At 69.7% G+C, this 20,448-nt stretch carries 17 protein-coding genes and 1 pseudogene; 14 read left to right on the top strand and 4 right to left on the bottom strand.

Features of this window, described 5'->3' with window-relative positions:
- The first annotated feature begins 115 nt into the window (after positions 1 to 115).
- The 9 genes from RWH44_RS06900 to RWH44_RS06860 all read left to right on the top strand — a co-directional run bounded on the left by RWH44_RS06900 (position 116) and on the right by RWH44_RS06860 (position 8,511).
- Complete coding sequence (locus tag RWH44_RS06900) at positions 116 to 691, top strand: hypothetical protein (protein ID WP_316004003.1); 576 nt, start codon at positions 116 to 118, stop codon at positions 689 to 691.
- Positions 692 to 813: 122 nt separating this feature from the next.
- Positions 814 to 1,161, top strand: coding sequence for a hypothetical protein (locus RWH44_RS06895; protein WP_316004002.1), 348 nt, complete (start codon positions 814 to 816; stop codon positions 1,159 to 1,161).
- 189 nt (positions 1,162 to 1,350) lie between these two features.
- The gene (locus RWH44_RS06890; protein WP_316004001.1) at positions 1,351 to 1,776 is read left to right on the top strand and encodes a hypothetical protein; all 426 of its coding nucleotides are present in this window, start codon (positions 1,351 to 1,353) and stop codon (positions 1,774 to 1,776) included.
- Positions 1,777 to 2,734: 958 nt separating this feature from the next.
- Positions 2,735 to 4,114, top strand: a complete 1,380-nt coding sequence (locus RWH44_RS06885; protein WP_316004000.1) for an adenosylhomocysteinase — start codon at positions 2,735 to 2,737, stop codon at positions 4,112 to 4,114.
- Positions 4,111 to 5,400, top strand: a complete 1,290-nt coding sequence (locus tag RWH44_RS06880) for an amidohydrolase family protein (RefSeq protein ID WP_316003999.1) — start codon at positions 4,111 to 4,113, stop codon at positions 5,398 to 5,400. Before RWH44_RS06885 ends, RWH44_RS06880 begins: the two co-directional genes overlap by 4 nt.
- The gene (locus RWH44_RS06875; RefSeq protein ID WP_316003998.1) at positions 5,397 to 5,840 is read left to right on the top strand and encodes a cupin domain-containing protein; all 444 of its coding nucleotides are present in this window, start codon (positions 5,397 to 5,399) and stop codon (positions 5,838 to 5,840) included. Before RWH44_RS06880 ends, RWH44_RS06875 begins: the two co-directional genes overlap by 4 nt.
- A 191-nt stretch (positions 5,841 to 6,031) precedes the next feature.
- On the top strand, positions 6,032 to 6,898 hold the full coding sequence (locus tag RWH44_RS06870) for an ABC transporter substrate-binding protein (RefSeq protein ID WP_316003997.1): 867 nt from the start codon (positions 6,032 to 6,034) through the stop codon (positions 6,896 to 6,898).
- 6 nt (positions 6,899 to 6,904) lie between these two features.
- Positions 6,905 to 7,771 carry an amino acid ABC transporter permease gene (locus RWH44_RS06865; protein ID WP_316003996.1) on the top strand — a complete coding sequence of 289 codons (867 nt, stop codon included), beginning with the start codon at positions 6,905 to 6,907 and terminating at the stop codon, positions 7,769 to 7,771.
- Positions 7,768 to 8,511 (top strand): amino acid ABC transporter ATP-binding protein, encoded by a 744-nt coding sequence (locus RWH44_RS06860; protein WP_316003995.1) that lies wholly within the window; start codon positions 7,768 to 7,770, stop codon positions 8,509 to 8,511. The genes RWH44_RS06865 and RWH44_RS06860 overlap by 4 nt, the downstream gene beginning before the upstream one ends.
- Positions 8,512 to 8,718: 207 nt before the next feature.
- On the opposite strand, the gene RWH44_RS06855 is transcribed toward RWH44_RS06860, so the two are convergent.
- Both RWH44_RS06855 and RWH44_RS06850 read right to left on the bottom strand, forming a co-directional pair.
- Positions 8,719 to 10,392, bottom strand: coding sequence for a chaplin family protein (locus tag RWH44_RS06855; protein ID WP_316003994.1), 1,674 nt, complete (start codon positions 10,390 to 10,392; stop codon positions 8,719 to 8,721).
- 78 nt (positions 10,393 to 10,470) lie between these two features.
- Positions 10,471 to 11,526, bottom strand: coding sequence for a hypothetical protein (locus RWH44_RS06850; protein WP_316003993.1), 1,056 nt, complete (start codon positions 11,524 to 11,526; stop codon positions 10,471 to 10,473).
- Between the two features lie 590 nt (positions 11,527 to 12,116).
- Between RWH44_RS06850 and dnaB the strand changes: the two genes are divergently transcribed.
- Together dnaB and RWH44_RS06840 are read left to right on the top strand one after the other, a co-directional pair.
- Positions 12,117 to 13,484 (top strand): replicative DNA helicase, encoded by a 1,368-nt coding sequence (gene dnaB, locus RWH44_RS06845; protein ID WP_076673065.1) that lies wholly within the window; start codon positions 12,117 to 12,119, stop codon positions 13,482 to 13,484.
- 149 nt (positions 13,485 to 13,633) lie between these two features.
- A complete protein-coding gene (locus RWH44_RS06840) occupies positions 13,634 to 15,163 on the top strand; it encodes a CoA-acylating methylmalonate-semialdehyde dehydrogenase (RefSeq protein ID WP_316003992.1) in 1,530 nt (509 codons plus the stop codon).
- A 209-nt stretch (positions 15,164 to 15,372) separates the two neighbouring features.
- Here the strand turns inward: RWH44_RS06840 and RWH44_RS06835 are convergent, their stop codons facing one another.
- Positions 15,373 to 16,893 carry a PucR family transcriptional regulator gene (locus RWH44_RS06835; protein ID WP_316003991.1) on the bottom strand — a complete coding sequence of 507 codons (1,521 nt, stop codon included), beginning with the start codon at positions 16,891 to 16,893 and terminating at the stop codon, positions 15,373 to 15,375.
- 127 nt (positions 16,894 to 17,020) lie between these two features.
- Between RWH44_RS06835 and RWH44_RS06830 the strand changes: the two genes are divergently transcribed.
- The 3 genes and pseudogenes from RWH44_RS06830 (at position 17,021) to RWH44_RS06820 (ending at position 19,693) form a co-directional block, all read left to right on the top strand.
- A complete protein-coding gene (locus tag RWH44_RS06830; RefSeq protein WP_316003990.1) occupies positions 17,021 to 18,352 on the top strand; it encodes an aspartate aminotransferase family protein in 1,332 nt (443 codons plus the stop codon).
- A gap of 49 nt (positions 18,353 to 18,401) precedes the next feature.
- Positions 18,402 to 18,868, top strand: a pseudogene (locus RWH44_RS06825) (Glu/Leu/Phe/Val dehydrogenase dimerization domain-containing protein); the annotation flags it as partial.
- A 48-nt stretch (positions 18,869 to 18,916) separates the two neighbouring features.
- Positions 18,917 to 19,693 carry a Glu/Leu/Phe/Val family dehydrogenase gene (locus RWH44_RS06820; RefSeq protein WP_367575651.1) on the top strand — a complete coding sequence of 259 codons (777 nt, stop codon included), beginning with the start codon at positions 18,917 to 18,919 and terminating at the stop codon, positions 19,691 to 19,693.
- Between the two features lie 3 nt (positions 19,694 to 19,696).
- On the opposite strand, the gene RWH44_RS06815 is transcribed toward RWH44_RS06820, so the two are convergent.
- Positions 19,697 to 20,428, bottom strand: a complete 732-nt coding sequence (locus RWH44_RS06815) for a FadR/GntR family transcriptional regulator (RefSeq protein WP_316004272.1) — start codon at positions 20,426 to 20,428, stop codon at positions 19,697 to 19,699.
- Positions 20,429 to 20,448: the final 20 nt, after the last annotated feature.

Below are 20,448 nucleotides of genomic sequence, written 5' to 3'. Positions count from 1 at the left end.
ACACGTACGTGCAAGACCGATTATTGGTGAATACCACCCTCGACGCGGTGAACTGTGACACGACTGAACCCCTTGCGGTTGGCGAATGACGAGGTTTCCAAAAGATGATTCTGAGATGCGGGCCATCGAGTCCTCAGTCTCACGGTCCTGCATTCTCAACGTCGATTTTCCCGATTGGCCCTTCCGGATTCAGGGAAACGTGCTCGTCTACTCTTTATTCGAGGTTCTCGGACCCCGGTTTGGGACAGTTCTTGAGGATCTGGCGGCACGCTTCCATGACGCCGAAATCTGCGTCTTGGGCTGGAATGGTGACGATTACCTTGCGACATATGGTGGCTATCCTGGGTTTCGCCTAGACGCGGAGGACCTAGTTTCCGGCTTCTGGGCTGGTCTTTCCACGAACCAGACGAACGAGTCGGATAAGTACAACGCGGGGGAAACGCTCTACGACTACATTGCCATCACGGGAGAGTCGCGTCAGTGGGCGGTCTGGGGTCAGCGTGATTGGGATGTGGCGCTTCTCGTTGTCTCTGGGCCGACAGGCGGTATCGGGAGTCGGCTCGCGGGAAGAGGTGTAGACGCACTAACGGATCCAGACTATGTAGTTATGGACTTCGGAATCTCCCGCGCCGATTGGGAATCGCTGAGGAGTAGCTGCGCCTCGCAGCGCATTGACGTGGAATCTGCGTGAGTGAAATCTCACGCTCTTTCGTTGGAGGTCGGGTCGATGGAAGCGCCCCGGCTCTTCACCGTGAGCGTTTGGAGGGCAATCCCCGCTCAGGCCGATCATGTATCTCCGCGGAAGGAGGGATCGTGACGAAATACGTGCAAGAGATCGCGTGGGGTGATAGGAGGCCGACCTTGGGGGGAGTTATCGGCTCCTGGTCCGCGTATGTTTCTCAGATCGCTGCAGACATGGCGAAGTATCCAGCTGAGGTAATCGGAATATTTGGCTATGACGACTTCATCGGTGCGCTGTTCACCCGAAACGCTCTGGAGCGAGGAATGCGTCAGCTCTCCGTCTCCGATCAAGACGGGGAGTTCTACATCGTGAAGACCATCGATGAGTATTTTCAATCGTTGACCCGCGACGATCCCGGGCGTTTAGTCGGGACCTCAGAGCCGCTCTTTGCCGGACTTGTCGATGACGACTCCTATTAGTGGTTGCGACGCATTCCGAAGGACGGCGCGCTCGGCTACGAAGTAGCACGTTCAGTCCGGACACAATCCGTCCTCGGAAATCGTCCTCAATGCTCTACACGATTCGGACTGTCTTTAGAAGGGCGATTCCATACCGAATAGAAGGAAGGGAAGGGCTCTACTTCGATCTGAAATCACGGGACTGATGCAATGAACTTCATGACGTTTGTGAAAATTGATGATAAGAGTCTCACGGTAGGCGAATTGCTCGCCTCCTGGGCAAATCGCGTCAGGGGAATATCTATTGAGACGGTCAGCCTCAGGGAGGGAGTTGAAGGGAGGATAACGGCTGACGATTACATTGGATTTCTGCATTTTCGGTCCATCCTCGAGTCGGCGTTGCAACCTCTAGGAATGGCTGACGACTCCCCGGAGTCAACCATTCTGAAGGCTATCGATTCATGCTTCATGGCGCTCACGGAGGTCGACGAGGAGGGCTTGATCGAAGCGATGGACCCGCTTCTCACGGGAACTTCCCGTTCTGGGCAGTGGTGGAACGAGCGAATTCCAAGGCGAGGTGCGCTTGGGTTCGAGATAGCCCAGGTGGAGCGGCGTATGCGGGCAGTGAGGGCCTAAAGGCTCCGTGTCAATCGCCGGAAAGGCTGAGGAGGTCGACCGAGTGGACTTCATGACTATCGTCCATCTAGATGATAAGGACGTCACCGTTGGGGAACTGATCGCGTCTTGGGCGGAAAGAGTGAGAGGAATTGCTATCGAGACGACAGTGCTCAGTGAGGGTGTAGAAGGAAGGATAACATCGCACGACTACATTGGGTTTTTGCATTTTCGGTCCATCTTAGATTCTGCTTTGCAGCCACTTGAAATGGTCGCTAAGTCCCCCGAACAAACCACTTGGACGCAATAGACTCGTGCTTTAGATCTCTCACGGAGCCCGATGAGATCGGCTGGATTGCAGCCGCGGATCCGCTTCTCGCTGACTCTTCCAAGCGAGAGCGCTGGTGGACTAAACGCGTTCTCAGGCGCGGCGCCCTTCGATTTGAAATAGCGAGCGCAGAGGGGTACATGCGAGCGAGTAGGCGTTGACTCCTCAGGTCGGGGAAATTCTCGAAAGAGAACAGCGTCGAGTGTCTGAGCGGGACATCTATTCCCCATCTCGAGCAGGTCGGGACACCACGCGGACGGAGGGGGTTCGACGGCGTTCTTCCCCCAAGCGGTGTGAAATTCGCGGCGTGACGCGTTCGATTTTGAGGTTGTCATCGCATCGGAGCCCTCCTTCGCCGCGTACGCGCAGAATCCCGCGTACTGGTGGCTCCGACGGATACCGCAAAGCGGGGCGCTCGGCTACGAGGTCTCGCGCGTCGCTCGGGCTCAGGCCGGCCTCAAGTATTGACAACCGTGGTTTCGCTCCGCCGAGGTCGCGAGCGACGGGCGGTCCGCGACGGGCTGGCTGGTCCGCGAGTCCTCGCGGAGCGCGAAGGCGCAGACGTCCGCGCGCGTGCCGAAAGACCCCAGGGCGGCTCTCACGGGTGTAGGCGCCACGGCGGCCCGCAGCCGCGACCCTAGGCTGAACCCCGTGACCGACCCTCGCGCACCCGAGCGCATCGTCCGGCGCTTCGCGCGCGCGTCCAACCTCATGCTCGCCGGCCGCCCCTTCGGAGTGCGGGGCGCCGACGCGTCGGGCCTGCACGACCTGCTCGTGCGGCTGGGCGGCATCCCGAGTCCCGAACCGACTCCCGGGCGGGTGGAGTTCGATCTGGATGCCGACACGGTGCACCTCGATGGTGCGCCGCTGCCCGAGCGCGGCGATGCCGCCGGCCGCATCTCCTTCGCTCGCGCGCACATGCCCGTCTCGGCCGCGATGGCCGAACGCCTCGACTTGACCAGGCTGCGCGTGGGGGTGGCGATGGTGCTCGAGCCCAAGACCGCGGTGCTGTCGCTGCTGCTGCGCGAGCGGGGGGCCGAAGTGTCGGTGTACGCGCATCCCGACGAGACCGATCCGGCGGTGGCGGACGCGCTGCGCGCGCAGGGTTTCGCGGTCACGGCCGATCCGGCGCCGAGCGGCGCGGAGGAGCTCGCCGCCGCCCGCGCCTTCCTGCGCGCGGGTCTCGACGTGCTGCTCGACGACGGCGCGCACCTCATCCGCCTCGCCCACGACGACGATCCGTCCCTCGTCGCGGACTGGATCGGCGCGTGCGAAGAGACCACGAGCGGACTGACACCCCTGCGGCGGATGCGGGATGCCGGCATCCTGCGCACCGCGGTGATGGCGGTCAACGACGCCCGCACGAAGACGATGTTCGACAACCGCTACGGCACCGGGCAGTCATGCGTGTTCGCGATCGCCGACCTGCTCGAGGAGCGGGGGATCGCGCTCACCGATCAGCCCGCGCTCGTCCTGGGGTACGGTCCCGTCGGACGCGGCGTCGCCGCGCACTTGCGGGCCTTGAGCGTCGAGGTGCGCGTGGCCGAGACCGACCCCGTGCGCGCGCTCGAGGCGCGGCACGACGGCTTCCCCACGGGACCGGCGCACGAGCTCGCCACCGGGGCGCTCGTCGTCTCGGCGACCGGCGTACCCGGCACCGTGACCGCGGACCTCTCCGCGGTCGCACGGGTCGTCGCCGTAGCCGGGGGCGTGCCCGGCGAGGTCGCGGCCGACGGCGTCGACGCCGGCGCCGAAGTGCTCGGCGGGGGAGGAGCCGTGAACATCACCGCGGCCGAGGGCAACCCGATCGAGATCATGGACCTGTCGTTCGCCGTGCAGCTCGCCGCCCTCGACGACCTGCTGCGCCGCCGCCCGGCACCGGGCGTGCACGCCCTGGGCCCCGAGGTCGACGACCTCGTCGCGCGCGAGGCGCTGCGCGCGCGCGGCGCCGAGATCGACCCGCCGCGGCCCGTCGACTTCGAGGGCCTCGACGACTGGCGTTCGCCCCGCTACGCCGGGGGTGGGCGATGAAGGTGTACTCGGCATCCCTCGTCGTTCCGATCACGGCACCTCCCATTCCGGGTGGGGCGATCGCGGTGGCGGGTGGGCGCATCCGGCACGTCGGCGACCGCGAGTGGGTCGTTCACGAGCTGCGGGCACGGGGGATCGCGTTCGACGAGACGCATTGGCCGGGCGTGCTGACCCCGGGCCTGGTCAACGCCCACTCCCACCTGCAGTACACCGGCATGGCCGAGGTGGGCCGCGGGTCGTACGCGGGGTTCGACGACTGGGACGACGCGTTCACGCCGGTCTACCGCGCCGGCCACGACTGGGCTCGGGATGCCGCCGCGGGCGCGCTCCGGATGATCGCGGCGGGCACGACCGCCGTCGCCGACATCGTCACCGACGTCGAAGCCGCTTCGGCGCTGCACGACGCGCGCCTGCACGGCATCACCTACTGGGAGGTGATGAGCTGGACCAACGCCGCGTGGGCCGAGCGCGGCCGCGCCGAGGTCGAGGCCCGGCTCGACGCGCTGCCCTCTCCGCCCGGCACCGGACTGTCTCCGCACGCGCCGTACTCGCTCGACGTGGAGCCGCTGCTCGAGATCCCCGACATCGTGCGCGAGCGGGGGAGCCGCCTGCACCTGCACCTGGGCGAGGCGGCGTTCGAGCGCGAGCACGGCGAGGCGGTGCCGTGGCAGAAGCAGCGTCCCACGAGCTTCCGCGCCCTGCGCGACGAGGGGTTCGGCACCGGAGCGACCGAGTTCGTCGACGAGCTCGGCGTGCTCGGCCCCGACTGCCACATCGCGCACGGCGTGTACATGACGGCGCGCGACCGGGCGATCCTGCGCGCCCGTGGCACGACCGTGGCCCTGTGCCCGCGATCGAACGCGGTGATCGGACTCGACGAGCCGCCGGTCGCGGCCTACCTCGTCGAGGGGAACGCGCTCGCCGTGGGCACCGACTCGCTGGCATCCAGCCCCTCGCTCGACCTGCTCGCCGACGTGGCCGAACTGCACCGGCTCGCGCGGGCGCAGGGGTACGTCAACCGCGACCTGTCGGAGCTGCTGCTGCGGGCGGCGACGCTCGGGGGCGCTCACGCGATGGGTCTCGACACCGGTCCCGCCCGCACGGGGTATCTCGCGGTCGGCGCCGTGGCGGATCTGGCGTTCTTCGACATCCCGGTCTCGGAGGTGGATGCCACGATCGAACACCTCGTGGTGGCCGGGGCGGGAACGGCGGCCGCGACGTTCATCGACGGCGAGGCGCGCTCCGCCTCGCCCGCCTTCACCCGTGAGACAGGAGTGCGCGCATGACCGATCGAGCCGACACCGACCGCCCGCAGACCGCCCGGCTGCTCGACCTCGAACCGCACCCCGAGGGCGGGTGGTTCCGTCGCATGTGGACGGGGTCGTACGCCGTCGACACTCCCGCGGGTCAGCGTCCCGCGGCGACCTGCATCCACTACCTGCTGCGGCCCGACGAGCGCAGCGCGTGGCACGTCGTCACGAGCGACGAGGTGTGGCTGTGGCACGGTCCCGGTGCGCTCGAGCTGTCGCTCGGCGGAGCGGGCGCCGAGCCGGGCGAGGCGCAGACGATCACGCTCGGCCCCGACCTGGCGGCGGGGCACGTGCTGCAGCACACCGTTCCGGCGGGCGTGTGGCAGGCGGCCCGGCCCATGGGCGACGTGGAGGTCGTGGTGAGCTGCCTCGTGTCGCCGGGGTTCAGCTTCGACGACTGGCGGCTGGCCGAGTAGAGCACCGTCTGAGGTGCCGCGATCATGCGCCCCGCGACCGGCCGGCCCGTCGCCCTCGAGCACGTCTCCGCGCCGTCGAAAAGACCGTGTCGCCAGGTTTCACCGGCGACCGTCCCGGAAACATGCCCCCGGTACGCTGAGCACATCACAGCACTCCGGGGATGACCCCGATACGTCCACGAGGAGACATCGTGACCGCTTTCGCACGTCTGCGCCGCGCCGCCGCCCTGACCGCCGTGGCTGCGGCCACGGTCGTGTCGCTGACCGCCTGCGCCTTCGCCCCGACGGGCTCCGACGCCGGTTCCGCGCCCGCCACGGAGGGCGCTCTGCAGACCGTCACGGCCGGCAAGCTCACCATCGCCACGGGAGAGCCCGCGTTCTCGCCGTGGGTCGAGAACGACGACCCCGCCTCGGGCGAGGGCTTCGAGGCCGCGGTCGCCGACGCGGTGGCGACCCAGCTCGGCTTCTCGAAGGACGACGTCGTGTGGGTGCGCAGCACCTTCGACAGCGCGATCGCCCCCGGCGCCAAGGACTGGGACCTCAACCTGCAGCAGTTCTCGATCACCGAGCAGCGCAAGCAGGCCGTCGATTTCTCGTCGCCCTACTACACGACCACGCAGGCGGTCGTCTCGACCGGTACGTCGCCCGCCGCCTCGGCGACCACCGTGGCCGAGCTGAAGAATCTGCCCGTCGGCGTCATGAGCGCGACCACCAGCTACCAGGTCGCCGCCGACCAGCTCGGCACGGGCAACCTCAGCGTCTTCAACTCCAACGACGATGCCGTGGCCGCCCTGCAGGCCGGTCAGGTCGACGCGATCGTGGTCGACCTGCCCACCGCGTTCTACCTCGCCGGAGCCGTGCTCGACGACGGCAAGGTCGTCGGCCAGCTGCCCGACTCCTCGGCCGGCGGTGACGAGCTCGCGTTCGTCCTGCCCAAGGGGTCGGCCTTGACCGGACCCGTCACCGACGCGGTCGACGCCCTGCGCGCCGACGGCACGCTCGACGAGCTGCAGCAGAAGTGGCTCGGGGGCACCGACGCCGCTCCCGTCTTGAAGTAAGACCCCGTGGCATCCCCTCCGTCCGAGGCCGCGTGGCGGCCGAGCGAGCTCGAGCTCGGTCGGCGCGCCACGCGGCGTCGGCAGTCGACGAAGTCGGTGCTGATCGCGCTGGTCAGCTCGGTCGTGTTCGTCGTCGTGGTGGGCTGGGCGATCCTGTCGAGCCCCGGGTGGGAAGACGTGCGCCGCGCGTTCTTCGACCCCGAGATCGCGCTGGCGAGTTTCCCGTCGATCCTCGCGGGCCTGTGGGTCAACATCCAGGTGCTGTTCGTCGCCGCGATCGCCGTCGCGATCCTCGGCACGACCCTCGCGGTGCTGCGGTCGCTGCGCGGGCCGGTGTTCTTCCCGCTGCGCGCGCTCGCGACGATCTACACCGACCTGTTCCGCGGCATCCCCCTGCTGATCGTGCTCTACCTGGTCGGCTTCGGGCTGCCGGCGCTCGGCGTCTTCGGCCGTGTGCCGGTGGTGCTGTGGGGCACGATCGCGATCGTGCTGACCTACTCGGCGTACATCGCCGAGGTGCTGCGCGCGGGAATGGAGGCCGTGCACCCCTCGCAGCGCGTCGCGGCCCGCTCGCTCGGGCTGAACCACGCCCAGACGCTCCGGATCGTCGTGATCCCGCAGGGCGTGCGCAAGGTCGTGCCCGCGCTCATGAACGACTTCGTGTCGCTGCAGAAAGACGTGGGGCTCATCTCGGTGCTCGGAGCGGTGGATGCCGTGCGCGCGGCGCAGATCGCCTCGGCTCAGGCCTACAACTTCACGCCGTACATCGTCGCGGCGCTGCTGTTCGTGGCGATGGCGCTGCCGATGATCCGCCTCACCGACTACGTGTCGGCCCGACTGGCGAAACGCGAGCAGATGGGCGGAACCGTATGACCGTGCTCGAGGTCCGCAGCGTCCGCAAGGCCTTCGGCGACCACGTGGTGCTCGACGGCATCGACTTGGAGCTCGATCAGCACGAGGTGGTCGTGCTGATCGGTGCCTCGGGCTCGGGCAAGTCGACGCTGCTGCGCACGATCAACCTCATCGAGCGCGTCGACGACGGGCAGATCCTGCTGAACGGCGACGACCTCACCGATCCGACGATCGACCCCGACGCCGCGCGGGCCCGCATCGGCGTCGTCTTCCAGCACTTCAACCTCTTCCCGCACCTGCGCGTGATCGACAACGTCACCCTCGCCGCCCGCAAGGTGCACGGGATGCCGAAGACCGAGGCCTACGCCCGTGGCACCGAGCTGCTCGAGCAGCTCGGGCTCGGCGCGAAGGCCCGCGAGTTCCCCGACCGCCTGTCGGGCGGGCAGCAGCAGCGCGTCGCGATCGTTCGCGCCGTGATGACGGACCCCGAGCTGCTGCTGCTCGACGAGATCACCTCGGCGCTCGACCCGCAGCTCGTGGGCGAGGTGCTCGACCTCGTGCGGGTGCTGCGCGACCGCGGGTCGACCATGCTCATGGCCACGCACGAGATGTCGTTCGCGCGCGAGGTCGCCGACCGCATCGTGTTCATGCGGGGCGGACGCATCGTCGAGCAGGGCACGCCCGCGCAGATCCTCGACGACCCGCAGCGCCCCGAGACGATCGCGTTCCTCGAACGCGAGCGCCGCGGCGGGGCCCTGTAGCCCGGCACCCCCACGGCGGAGGGGCCTGAGCCGGCACCCCCGGCGTGAGAGGTCACTGAGCCCGCACCCCCGCGGCGGAGGTCCCTGAGCCTGTCGAAGGGTCCGGGCGCCGGCCGAGCCCCGTCGCGGGCGCGCCACGACACCGGATGCCACGACAGCACGTCGGCATCCGGTGTCGTTCCGCTGAGGGTCAGAGCCCTCCGCGGGTCACGCGCGCGAGCGGCGGCGCAGCAGCACCCCTCCCATCAGCAGGGTGAGCAGGCCCGCGAGGCCGAGGCCGAGAGCCGACGAGCCGTCGGCCCCCGTCACGGCCAGAGACGTCGCGCCGTTCGTCGCGAGGGGCGCCGCGGCGCTGACCGAGGCGGGGGATCCGACGACGGCGGTGCCGCCGTGGGCTCCGGACGTTCCGGGGGTGCCGGGGGTGCCGGGCGTTCCGGGCGTTCCGGGGGTGCCAGGCGTCCCGGGGGTGCCGGGGGTGCCGGGGGTGCCGGGCGTTCCCGGGGTTCCGGGCGTTCCGGGGGTTCCGGGCGTCCCGGGCGTTCCCGGGGTTCCGGGCGTTCCGGGCGTTCCCGGGGTTCCGGGGGTGCCAGGCGTTCCCGGGGTTCCCGGAGTCCCGCCGGTGTGCGAGCCCTCGGTGGTGCTGTTGCCGATCACCGAGACCGCGTTGCCACCGATCGTGACGGGCAGCTGGATCGGGATGATCAGCTGGTTCCCGCCGCCGATGCTGCCGGCGCCGTCGGTGGTGATGCCCCCAACGACACCACCACCGCCCGCGCCGCCGGTCGTGGTCGCACCCGTGGAGGTGCTGTCGCCGACGCCCGAGACGGCGTTGCCGCCGATGGTGACGGGGACGGCGATGGGGATGATGGCCTGGTTGCCGCCGAGGATGCTGTCGGTGCCGTCGGTTTCGACGTCGCCGGTGGAGCCGGTTCCGGTGCTGCCGCCGGTGGTGGTGGCGTTCTCGGTGTGGCTGTCGCCGATCACGGAGACGGCGTTTCCGCCGATGGTGACCGGGACCTCGATGGGGATGACGGCCTGGTTGCCGCCGAGGATGCTGTCGGTGCCGTCGGTTTCGACGTCGCCGATGGTGCCGGGTCCGGTGCTGCCGCCGGTGGTGGTTGCGTTCTCGGTGTGGCTGTCGCCGATCACGGAGACGGCGTTTCCGCCGATGGTGACCGGGACCTCGATGGGGATGATGGCCTGGTTGCCGCCGAGGATGCTGTCGGTGCCGTCGGTTTCGACGTCGCTGATGGTGCCGGTTCCGGTGCTGCCGCCGGTGGTGGTGGCGTCCTCGGTGTGGCTGTCGCCGATCACGGAGACGGCGTTTCCGCCGATGGTGACCGGGACCTCGATGGGGATGACGGCCTGGTTGCCGCCCAGGATGCTGTCGCTACCGTCGGTCGCCGCTCCGGGCATCTCGTCGGTGGAGACCGGCATGACGTGCAGCGGCGGCTGCTCGGGAGCCGTCTCCGGCTCGGGAGCGGGCTCCGGGGCCGGCGCGGGGGCCGAGGTGTCGGCATCCTCGCTGTGGCTGTCGCCGATCACCGAGACGGCGTTGCCGCCGACCGTGACGGGCATGTCGATCGAGATGATGCCCTGGTTCCCCGAGGCGACTCCGTCGCTCCCGTCGGTGGTGGTCACCGGGGCGGCCTCCGGTGCGGGGGCCGAGGTGTCGGCATCCTCGCTGTGGCTGTCGCCGATCACCGAGACGGCGTTGCCCCCGATGGTGACGGGCAGGTCGACCGAGATCGCGGCCTGGTCGCCCGAGAGCAGACCGTCCGCTCCCGAGGTCTCCGCGGCATTGGCGATGCCGCATCCGAGGACGGCCAAGCCGCCCCCGACGAGCGCGCCCAGCAGGGCACGCGAGTAGAACTTGCGCATGAGAGTTTCTCCTGTGTGTGAATGAGGGTGCGCGAACGCGCGTGGTCGTGTGCCGTGCGGGGCACGGCGCGACCGTCCTCAGTCAGGAGAGACGTCTGCGGCGAAGACGGGGCTCCCCGGCAGATCGTCATCGACTGCGTGGCGGAGAGCGAGCAGCAGCAGCCCGGCGCCGAGCGAGGCGTCGACGGGCGTTGCGAGAGGAGAGGCGGCCGTCGGAGAGCTTCCGGATGCCCATGACGCGGCCGGAACACCCGACACGGCGTCCGTGGCGAGAGGCGTGGGCGCGTGGGCGGGGGTCCCAGGGGTGGCCGGGGCCGCGGCGGCCTGCGCCGACGGTGCGGAGTGCGCGGCCGCGGTGAAGAATGCGGCGGTCTCGCGCGCCTCCGCGGTGAGCGCACCGGTGGGGGCGGCCGGGGAAGCCGTAGCCGATGCGCTCACCGGAATCGGGGGCGCGGTGTCGGCGGCGGGAGTCGCGGACGGGGGAGTGACGTCTCCGCCGAGGTCGACCGGTTGGATCGGGAGCGACGGCGCGGGAACGACCGGGACGACGGGGTCGACCGAGGGCAGCTCGCCCACGATGACGGGGATCGTCCCGTCGACGGCACTTCCCACGTCGGTGACGACCTCGCCCAGGCCCGTGTCGCCCACGACGGGTCCGACCACGGGGAGCGATTCGACGGTGTCGAGGATCGGCTCGACGATCGTGCCGACGACGCCGGAGTCGGCGACGTCGGACACGCCCTGTGTCGTGCCGTCAACGACGGTGTCGACTGTGTCGAGGGCCCCGCCGGTCACGTCCTCCACCGTGTCGAAGACGGAGCCGGCCGTGTTGGAAATCTCGGCCACCGGGGCTGCCACGGGCTCGGGCAGCGCCTCAGAGACGGTGTCGGTGACGGATGCCGCGGTCTCGGCGACGTGGCCCACCACGGGATCGACGACGTCGGCGACGGCGTCCGTCGCGTCGTCGACCGTCGAGGCGATGCCGCCCAGCAGTCCCGATCCGCTGCCGTCATCGGCGGAGGCGGACGACACCGACAGGATCAGCGAGAGGAGGGCGAGGGCGAATGCCGCGCAGGCGCCGAGAAGGAGCAGTCGCAGCGTGTGCAACACCCCTCGCCCCGCCATGGCATCCATCGATGCACCCCCAAAGAATCGTCGGCGATTCTGCGCGGGCCACGGTACGCCTGCGTCCGCGGGTTCGAAAGGGGGCGGGTGAAATCCCAGTAGTGGTTCGGTAGCCGCGCGGTGACGGGCGACACGCCGGATGGAAAAAAAGATTTGACAGCGGGGGGCTCGGATCGGTAGTGATCCGGCGAGTTATCCCCCGAGTTGTACACATGTGGAGTCCCTAGCGCAGAACCTTCAAGGCCAAGTTCACGCAGGTTTCTCGCAGGAAAACTGTGGAGAGACTTATCCCAGCTCAGAGGGCATTTATAGCCTCAAATTGGTATCCATCCACCGAGTTATCCACACTAGTTGTGCACAGACGTGGCGGCGTTTCCCGCAAGCTCTCCACAGAGTTATCCACAGGCCCGTTTGCATCTCGGGACAGGGGTATCTAGCTTGGGTGCAGTCCCTCGGGCATCCCCCTCACCAGCCGCGCGCGTCGATGTCGGAACTTGGTGATTCCCTGCTGACGAGGTCGTCCCACCCGCAGTGTTTCCGATCCCCTCCCGCGCGCGCGTGAGGCGGAGACGGGGCGTCCGAGCACAGAAGGAGATCACGTGGCCATCGCCGACATCGCCGAAGACCGTCTCGGAAAAGCACCGCGCCCCGAGCGCACGCCGCCGCACGACATGCTCGCCGAGCAGAGCGCGCTGGGCGGCATGCTGCTGTCGAAAGACGCCGTCGCCGATGTGATCGAGACCCTGCGCGGCGGCGATTTCTACGTGCCCAAGCACGAGCTGATCTTCGAGGCGATCCTCACGCTCTACTCGCACGGCGAGCCCACCGACGTCGTCGCCGTCACCGACGAGCTCATCAAGACCGGCGAACTGCAGCGCGCTGGCGGGGCGGACTACCTCCACACGCTCACCTCGATCGTCCCCACGGCCGCCAACGCGGGCTACTACGCCTCGATCGTGTCGGAGCGCGCGATGCTGCGCCGCCTCGTCGAGGCCGGCACGCGCATCGTGCAGATGGGCTACGCCGGCGAGGGCGACCCGGTCGAGCTCGTCAACAGCGCGCAGGCCGAGATCTACAACGTCTCGGGCGATGACAGCGCCGAAGATTACATCCCGCTGACGGTCGCGGTGGATGCCGCGGTCGACGAGATCGAGGCCGCTCGCGGCCGCGACGGGTCGATGACGGGCATCCCCACCGGCTTCGCCGGTCTCGACCAGCTCACCAACGGCCTGCACCCGGGCCAGATGATCGTGCTCGCCGCGCGTCCCGCCATGGGTAAGTCGACGCTCGCGCTCGACTTCGCCCGCGCCGCGGCGATCAAGTCGAACGCGCCGTGCATCTTCTTCTCGCTCGAGATGGGGCGCAGCGAGATCGCCATGCGTCTGCTCAGCGCCGAGGGGGCCATTCCCCTGCAGAGCATGCGCAAGGGAACGCTCGACTCGCGCGACTGGACGACGGTGGCGGCCACGCGCGGTCGCATCAACGACGCACCTCTCTACATCGACGACAGCCCCAACATGACGCTCGTCGAGATCCGCGCGAAGTGCCGTCGCCTGAAGCAGCGCGAGGGTCTGAAGATGGTCGTGATCGACTACCTGCAGCTGCTCACCAGCGGCAAGCGGGTGGAATCGCGTCAGCAGGAGGTCAGTGAGTTCTCGCGTGCGCTGAAGCTGATGGCCAAGGAGCTGCAGGTTCCCGTCATCGCCCTGTCGCAGCTGAACCGTGGTGCTGAGCAGCGCGCCGACAAGAAGCCGGCGCTCTCCGACCTGCGTGAGTCGGGCTCGATCGAGCAGGACGCCGACATGGTGGTGCTGCTGCACCGCGAGGCCGCGTACGAGAAGGACTCCCCGCGTGCGGGCGAGGCGGATCTGATCGTGGCGAAGCACCGAAACGGCCCGACCGACACGATCACGGTGGCGTTCCAGGGTCACTATTCGCGGTTCGCGGATATGGCGCCGGGGATGTGAGCGAGCGGCTCACGTCGCTGTAAACCCCAGCACCCCTGCCGATCTGTCGATCCGCACCGCGGTCATTCGACCTCTCGGCAGACCACCCGCGACATCTACCGACGTACTGTCTCTCTTGCGCCCGCCGGCGCCGAACGGAGGAGAACAGCATGGTCAGTGAGTCGCTCGTCGACGTCGCGGTGGTTTCGCACTGGATCGATGGCGCGGAGCGCCCCTCGACCTCGGGCCGCACCGCGCCCGTGTACAACCCCGCGACCGGTGCCGTCCAGGCCGAGGTCGCCCTCGCCGACCAGGCCGAGATCGACGAGGCCATCGCCTCCGCCGAGCGCGGCTTCCGCGAGTGGTCGCAGTACTCCATCGCGAAGCGGCAGTCGGTGCTGTTCGCGTTCCGTGAGCTGCTGAACGCCCGCAAGCCCGAGCTGGCCCGTCTCATCACCAGCGAGCACGGCAAGGTCGTCTCCGACGCGATGGGCGAGATCCTGCGCGGCCAGGAGGTCGTCGAGCTCGCGACCGGCTTCCCGCACCTCATCAAGGGCGCGTTCAGTGAGAACGCCTCCACGGGTGTCGACGTCTACTCCCTCAAGCAGCCGCTCGGCGTGGTCGGGGTCATCTCCCCGTTCAACTTCCCCGTGATGGTGCCGCTGTGGTTCGTGCCCATCGCGCTGGCCGCCGGCAACGCGGTCGTGCTCAAGCCGAGCGAGAAAGATCCGTCCGCTGCGCTGTGGATGGCCAAGCTGTGGAAGGAAGCCGGTCTCCCCGACGGCGCCTTCACCGTGCTGCAGGGCGACAAGCTCGCCGTCGACGGTCTGCTCACCAGCCCCGTCGTCCAGTCGATCTCGTTCGTGGGCTCGACCCCCATCGCGCAGTACATCTACGAGACCGCGTCGAAGCACGGCAAGCGCGTGCAGGCACTGGGTGGGGCGAAGAACCACATGCTCGTCCTCCCGGATGCCGACCTCGACCTCGTGGCCGACTCGGCCGTGAACGCCGGTTACGGCGCGGCGGGCGAGCGCTGCATGGCGATCAGCGTCGTGCTGGCGGTCGAGCCCGTCGCCGACGACCTCATCGCCAAGATCAGCGACCGCATCGCGAAGCTCCGCATCGGCAACGGTGCGGGAACCGACGGCGTCGAGCCCGACATGGGCCCGCTGATCACGGAGGTGCACCGCGACAAGGTGTCGTCGTACGTCGACATCGCCGAGGCGGACGGCGCGAAGATCGTCGTCGACGGCCGCGGCTTCACCGTCGACGGGCACGAGGACGGCTTCTTCTTCGGCCCGACCCTCATCGACGACGTCCCCACGACCTCGCGGGCCTACACGGAGGAGATCTTCGGACCCGTCCTCTCGGTCGTTCGCGTCTCGTCGTACGAGCAGGGCCTCGACCTCATCAACAGCGGCGAGTTCGGCAACGGCACCGCGATCTTCACCAACGACGGGGGAGCGGCGCGCCGATTCCAGAATGAGGTCGAGGTCGGCATGATCGGCATCAACGTGCCGATCCCCGTCCCCGTCGCGTACCACTCGTTCGGCGGCTGGAAGAAGTCGCTGTTCGGCGACGCGAAGGCGTACGGCGTGCACGGCTTCGATTTCTTCACGCGCGAGAAGGCGGTCACGAGCCGCTGGCTCGACCCCGCCACCCACGGCGGCATCAACCTCGGCTTCCCCCAGAACAGCTGAGTCCCGGCGCGCCACGACTGCCGCGACCGCGATCCCGACAGAGGGACCGCGGTCGCGGCATCCGTCATTCCTCCGTCTTCGGCGGGCGCGACGGCACGACTGCGGCCCCGGCATCCGTCATTCCTCCGTCTTCGGCGGGCGCGACCGCACGACCGCGGCATCCGTCATGTCGACGTGCGGACGGCTCGGCTGAGCGGAGGTCGGGGCCGTCATTCCGCCGTCAGGCGCAGGGCGTTCCAGAGCTCGGCGCGCCCCCCGAAGGTCTCCAGATCCAGACCGAGGCGCAGCGACGCGCCGTCGACGCGGTGCCGCAGGGTGTGTCGATGGATGCCGAGGGCCCCCGCCGCCGTGCCCCACGAGCCGTTGTGCTCGAGCCAGACCTCCAGCATGCGCCGCAGTTCGGGGTCGTCGTCGAGGGGGAGGAGCATGCGACGCGCGACGTCGTGGGCGCGCGTCTGCTCGAGGTGACCGAGGATGCCGGATCCGGCGAGTTCGTCGAAGAAGACGATCGGCTGCCGGGCCGACGCTCGCTCCTGCGCGCGGCGGGCTTCCCCGAGCGCGGATGCGATCTGATCCCAGTCCACGCGGGATGACACGCCTCCCGTCGGGTGATGCGGGGCCGCGGCGGCGAACAGCCCGGCGTCGTCGCCGTCGGTGTACACGGCGACGACGTGGTCGTCCTGCTGCGCGAAGAACAGCGCACCGGGCCGTTTCTCGGCGAGCACCTCGAGGGCGGGGATCAGCGGGTGGGAGTCGAGCGTCTGCTCCGAATCGAGCACGTCGAGCCGGGCGACGCGGAGGGGCGCCGGGGGGAGCCGGCCCCAGAGGTGCTTCACCGTGTCGCCGGCGACGTCGGTGACCCCGGCGGCGAGGAGCTCCAGGATGCCGCTGCGCAGCCGTCGACGCGCGCTGTCGAGGGTGCTGCTCTGCTCGAGCGAGATGCTCGCGAGCGCGATGACGCTGTCGACGAGGTCTTGGCGGGCGCGGTCGAACGTGGCGCTCGAGATGCCGACGGCCAGGACGCCGCGGAGGTTGCCGTGCTGGCCGAGGGTCTGCAGGGTGACCTCGCCCACTCCGCCGAGGCTCACGCGCGCGGCGGCGGCGCGGCGTCCCGCGAGCGCCGCGGTGGCGGCCTCGCGCACCGGCTCGTCGAGGGCGGCGGGGATCCCCGTCGTCTCCGAGACGAGTACGAGCGCGCCGGAGGCGTCGAAGAGGGCGACCCAGGTCTCGAGGGCGCGTTCCAGTTCGCGCAGGATCGCGCTGAGACCGTCGGGTCGGAGCGCGGCGCGCGCGACGCGCCGTTGGGCGAGCAGCGAGCGTTCCAGTCGCGCCCGCTCGTCCGCCGCGGTCGCGTCGGAGACGGCCTTGATGACGCCCATGAAGGGGGTCTGGCGCGACACCTCGATCAGCGGCATCCCGAGTCGTTCGCACGCGGCGACCAGCGCGGGCGGCACCCGATCGACCAGGATGCCGACCGACACGCCCAGGGCGCGGACGCCGAGGGCGACGAGGCGCTCGACGTAGGCGTCGACGGGAGCGTTGTGCGGCGGGAGGAACGGGGCGCCGTCGGTGAGCAGCAGACCGCCGGGTTCGAGCCACGGGGTGGGGTCGGGCAGGTCGGAGTTGTGCGCCCATCTCAGGGGGGCGTCGAGGGCGGCGGCGTCGACGGCGGCCAGGGGCGTCAGGCGGAACGAGGGCTCGGCCATGAGGGAACGCAGGTCGGCGGGCACGCGGGGCCTCTCTCTCGCGGGATGCCGGATGGTCGAAGAAGCGGTGTGTCGAACGACATACCGGCATCCAATGTTCGCACTCCCGTCGCGATGATGGAGGCAACCGCATCCGATCACCGGAGGACCCATGACTTTCGTCGCCGACCCCGTCACCGCTCTCAGCAACGCCGACATCTCCGAGGCCGACCGCAGCCGCGTCTTCCACTCGTGGTCGGCGCAGGGTTCGCTCGCGCCGATGCCGATCGTCTCGGGCTCCGGGTCGGTCGTGTGGGACGCCGAGGGCAACGAGTACCTCGACTTCTCGAGCCAGCTCGTGAACGTCAACATCGGTCACCAGCATCCGAAGGTCGTCCAGGCGATCCGCGAGCAGGCCGAACTGCTCACCACCGTGGCCCCCGCGCACGCCAACGCCACGCGCGCCCGCGCGGCGAAGATGATCATCGAGCTCGCGCCCGAGGGCTTCGAGAAGGTCTTCTTCACCAACGGCGGGGCGGATGCCAACGAGAACGCGATCCGCATGGCGCGCCTGGTCACCGGCCGCGACAAGGTCATCTCGCGCTACCGCTCGTACCACGGCAACACCGGGGCGGCGATCGTCGCGACGGGCGACTGGCGCCGCATCCCCAACGAATACGCGCGCGGCCACGTGCACGTGTTCGGGCCCTACCTCTACCGGTCGGAGTTCTGGGCGACGACCGAGCAGGAGGAGTGCGCCCGCGCGCTGCACCACCTCGAGCGCGTCATCCAGGCCGAGGGCGCCTCGACGATCGCGGCGATCCTGCTCGAGACCGTGCCCGGCACGGCGGGCGTCATGACGCCGCCGAAGGGCTACCTCGCCGGCGTCCGCGAGATCTGCGACCGCTACGGCATCGTCATGATCCTCGACGAGGTCATGGCCGGCTTCGGCCGCACGGGGGAGTGGTTCGCGTTCCACGCGCACGACGTCACGCCCGACCTCATCACCTTCGCCAAGGGCGTCAACTCCGGCTACGTGCCGGTGGGCGGCGTCATCATCTCGGATGCCATCGCGCACCACTTCGATGACACGGTGTTCCCCGGGGGCCTGACGTACTCGGGTCACCCGCTCGCCGCGGCCAGCATCGTCGCCGCCCTCGGCGCCATGCGCGAGGAGGGCATCGTCGACAACGCCAAGCGCATCGGCGCGGAGGTCATCGGCCCGCGTCTCGCCGAGCTCGCCGAGCGCCACGAGATCGTCGGTGAGGTGCGCGGCAGCGGCGTGTTCTGGGCGATCGAGCTCGTCTCCGACCGCGAGAGCCGCACGCCCGTCACGCCCGCGACGATGGGCGTGATCAAGGCCGCGCTGTTGAGCCGCGGTCTGCTGCCCTTCATCGCCGACAACCGCATCCACGTCGTGCCGCCGTGCGTCGTCACCGACGCCGAGGCGCACCGCGGGCTCGACATCATCGACGCGGTCCTCGCCGACGTCGCCCGCGGGTGACGCGACCGTGACGCTGACCCTGAGCCCCCCGTCGACCGCCCACCACGGCATGGTCGACTCCCCCGCCGCGGCGATCGCAGCGCGTCTGCACCGCTCCGGCGGGGGCCGCGGCGGCGCCCTGAGCGACGCCCGCGCGCAGTTCGAGGCGGCCTCGCGGCTGCTCGGGCTCGACCCGGCCCTGCACGCCGTGCTGTCGGTGCCGCACCGCGAGCTCACCGTCATGCTGCCCACGCGGCTGCCCGACGGGAGCACCGTCATGGTCGCCGGTCACCGCGTGCAGCACTCGCTCGCGCGAGGCCCCGGCAAGGGCGGCATCCGCTTCAGCGCGCGTGCCGACCTCGACACCGTGCGCGCCCTCGCGATGTGGATGACGTGGAAGTGCGCCCTCTTCGACCTGCCGTTCGGCGGGGCGAAGGGCGCGATAGCGGTCGATCCGGCGGGTCTCGAGACCGCGAGTACGAGCGGCTCGTCCGCCGCTACGCCCGCGCCGTCGCGCCCATCACGGGCGCCGACCTCGACATCCCGGCCCCCGACGTGGGCTCCGGCGCCGCCGAGATGGCCTGGATGATGGACGCTGCCCCGGCGACCAGCGCCGGGTGGGGCACCGTGACCGGCAAGCCGCTCTCGCTCGGCGGCTCGCAGGGCCGGGCCGCGGCGACGTCGCTCGGCGTGGCATCCGTCGCCCTTCTGGCGCTGGAGCGCTCGGGCATCGATCCGCGCGAGGCCACGGCCGCCGTGCACGGCTTCGGCAAGGTGGGGCGCGGAGCCGCTCTCGAGCTGGCGCGGGCGGGAGTGCGCGTGGTCGCCGTCGCCGACGTGCGCGGGGGAGTCCGTGCCGGTGACGGCCTCGACCTCGCCGCGCTCGCCGCGCACGTCGATGGCACGGGCAGCGTCGTCGGGTTCGCCGACGCGGATGCCATCACCTCGGCCGACGTGCTCACCGAAGCGGTCGACCTGCTCATCCCGGCGGCCGTCGAGGGGGTCATCACCCACGAGAACGTCGACCGCGTGCGGGCCCGCATCATCGTCGAGGGGGCCAACGGCCCGATCACCTCGACGGCCGAGACCGCGCTGCGCCACCGCGGGATCGACGTCGTGCCCGACCTGCTCGCCAACGGCGGGGGCGTCGTCGTCAGCTACTTCGAGTGGGTACAGGCCCGCCAGGGCTGGTGGTGGGATGCCGCCGACGTCGAGCAGCGGCTCGCGCAGCGCATGCGCGCCTCGTGGCAGCTCGTCGCCCAGCGCGCGAGCGCCGACGGCGTCGACCTGCGCACCGCCGCGACGGCGCTCGCCGTGGAGCGGGTGGCCGAGGCCGTGCGGGCGCGCGGGTCGGAGGGCTGAGCCTCAGATCACGGCCGAGACGGCGGTGCGCTCGGCGGGGGTGAGGTCGGCCTCGTAGAAGCGGTAGATGCTCTCGACGCTCGCCTGACGCGCGGCCTGGGCGTCGCGCGCGCGGATGATCTTCACGAGTTTCGTGCCGTCGGCGACGCTGCGCTTCAGCAGGGTCTTCGGGTCGCGGTCGGAGGCGATGCGCCCGCCCATGAGGTCGGTCATCGTGTCGCTGACGACGCTGCCGCACACGGCGATGAGGCTGTTGGCCGCCGCCTCGCGGATCGTGTCGTGGAACGCGCGCACGAGCTTCGGGTAGGTCGTTAGGTCGCCCGAGTCGACGCAGTCGCGCATGCGCTGGAGGTTGTCGTCAATGCGCGCCATCTGCTCGTCGGTGTGGTGCTGGGCGGCGAGGTAGCTCGCGGTGCCCTCGAGGAAGAGGCGGAACTGCAGCAGCTCGGCGCGACTCGTCGCCTGGCGCGAGAGCTGCCCGAGCGATTTCTCGAGCAGACGCGGCGTGAAGGCCGAGATGACGGGTCCGCGCGGGTCGCCGGGGCGCGACTCGACGAGACCGGTCGCCTGCAGCACGCGCAGGGCCTCGCGCACGGTCGCGCGGCTGACCGAGAAGTCCTCCATGAGGCGCCGTTCGCCGGGGAGGCGGTCGCCGGGCTTCAGCTCGCCGGAGTCGATCGCGGCCTCGATCTGCTCGACGATCCCCTCGTACGCGCTGACCTTCTGGACCGGCATGAACGCCACGTTTCCTCCTC

This window comes from Microbacterium phycohabitans, assembly GCF_032464935.1.
Lineage (GTDB): Bacteria > Actinomycetota > Actinomycetes > Actinomycetales > Microbacteriaceae > Microbacterium > Microbacterium phycohabitans.
This window is presented reverse-complemented; position numbering and strand designations above follow the sequence as displayed.